This is a genomic window from Pseudomonas koreensis, assembly GCF_036668835.1.
Taxonomy (GTDB): Bacteria; Pseudomonadota; Gammaproteobacteria; order Pseudomonadales; family Pseudomonadaceae; genus Aquipseudomonas; species Aquipseudomonas koreensis_I.
The window spans coordinates 1-1,582 of sequence record NZ_JAZEVW010000022.1 but is presented as its reverse complement, the minus strand read 5'-3'; the positions used below and the strand labels follow the sequence as shown (position 1 = coordinate 1,582).

The window sequence follows — 1,582 nt, the reverse complement described above, 5'->3', positions numbered from 1 at the left end:
CCAAAGTGACCACTACAGGCGAGCCCGTCACTGGCGCGCCAACCGTCGCTGTGTAAACGACGTTGCCGCCTTCAGCCGCAGTGGCGGTCGCGGTCAATTTCACCGCGGTCGTGTCGATGGTGTCGGTCACGCTGGTCACTGCTGGAGTCGTGCTCGGTACCAGGTTTTCGAAATTTCCACCGGTGGCGCTGCTGATGGTTGCCTGCACCGAGCCGGCATCTTTGTAGACGTCATCGGATGGCGCTGGAACAGTTGCGGTGCCAGTGGTTTCGCCAGCCTTGATGGTGATCACGGCGCCGTTCGACAGGGTCACGGTGACTGGCGAACCAGCAGCGTTGGTCAGGGTCGCGGTGTAAACAATCGAACCGCCTTCAGCGACCGAATTGGTCGCGCTGAGCGACAGGTTCGTAGCGTCGACTGTGTCAGTCACGTTGGTGCTGACCGGAGTTTTGTCGGCTACGAGGTTTTCGAAGTTGCCGCCAGTCACATTGGTGATCGAGTTGGTGGTCGGTGCATGACCGGTCAACGCGTCGTTCGGTGCGGTGGTGGTCGCGGTGCCGGTGGTTTGGCCAACACCGATGGTGATGGTCTGACCATTGGCCAGAGTTACCACTACAGGCGAGCCCGTCACTGGCGCGCCAACCGTCGCTGTGTAGACGACGTTGCCGCCTTCAGCCGCAGTGGCGGTCGCGGTCAGTTTCACCGTGGTGGTATCGATGGTGTCGGTGACGCTGGTGATGGCAGGCGTTGTGCTCGGTACCAGGTTTTCGAAGTTGCCTCCGGTCGCGCTGGTGATGGTCGCCTGCACGGAGCCGGCATCTTTGTAGACGTCATCGGATGGCGCTGGAACAGTTGCGGTGCCAGTGGTTTCGCCTGCCTTGATGGTGATTACCGCGCCGTTCGACAAGGTCACGGTGACTGGCGAGCCTGCAGCGTTGGTCAGGGTCGCGGTGTAAACAATCGAACCGCCTTCAGCGACCGAATTGGTCGCGCTGAGCGACAGGTTGGTGGTGTCGACGGTGTCAGTCACGTTGGTGTTGACCGGGGTTTTGTCGGCTACGAGGTTTTCGAAGTTGCCGCCGGTCACGTTGGTGATCGAGTTAGTGATCGGTGCGTGACCGGTCAACGCGTCGTTCGGCGCAGTGGTGGTCGCGGTGCCGGTGGTTTGGCCAACACCGATGGTGATGGTCTGACCGTTGGCCAGAGTCACCACTACCGGCGAGCCGGTAACCGGCGCGCCCACGGTGGCGGTATAGGTAACGTTGCCGCCCTCGGCTGCCGACTCGGTTGCGGTCAGTTTCACCGTGGTCGTATCGATGGTGTCGGTCACGCTGGTCACTGCCGGAGTCGTACTCGGCACCAGATTTTCGAAGTTGCCACCGGTGGCGCTGCTGATCGTTGCCTGCACGGAGCCAGCATCTTTGTAGACGTCATCGGACGGTGCCGGAACAGTTGCGGTGCCAGTGGTTTCGCCTGCCTTGATGGTGATCACGGCGCCGTTCGACAAGGTCACGGTCACTGGCGAGCCAGCGGCGTTGGTCAGGGTTGCGGTGTAGGTGATCTGACCACCTTCGGCCACAGA

1 protein-coding gene is annotated in these 1,582 nt (G+C 61.5%); it reads right to left on the bottom strand.

All coding sequences use genetic code 11. The features are described 5' to 3' along the window. A partial coding sequence (locus V6F91_RS27120; RefSeq protein WP_332769916.1) for an immunoglobulin-like domain-containing protein occupies window positions 1-1,582 on the bottom strand: 1,582 nt, incomplete at both ends.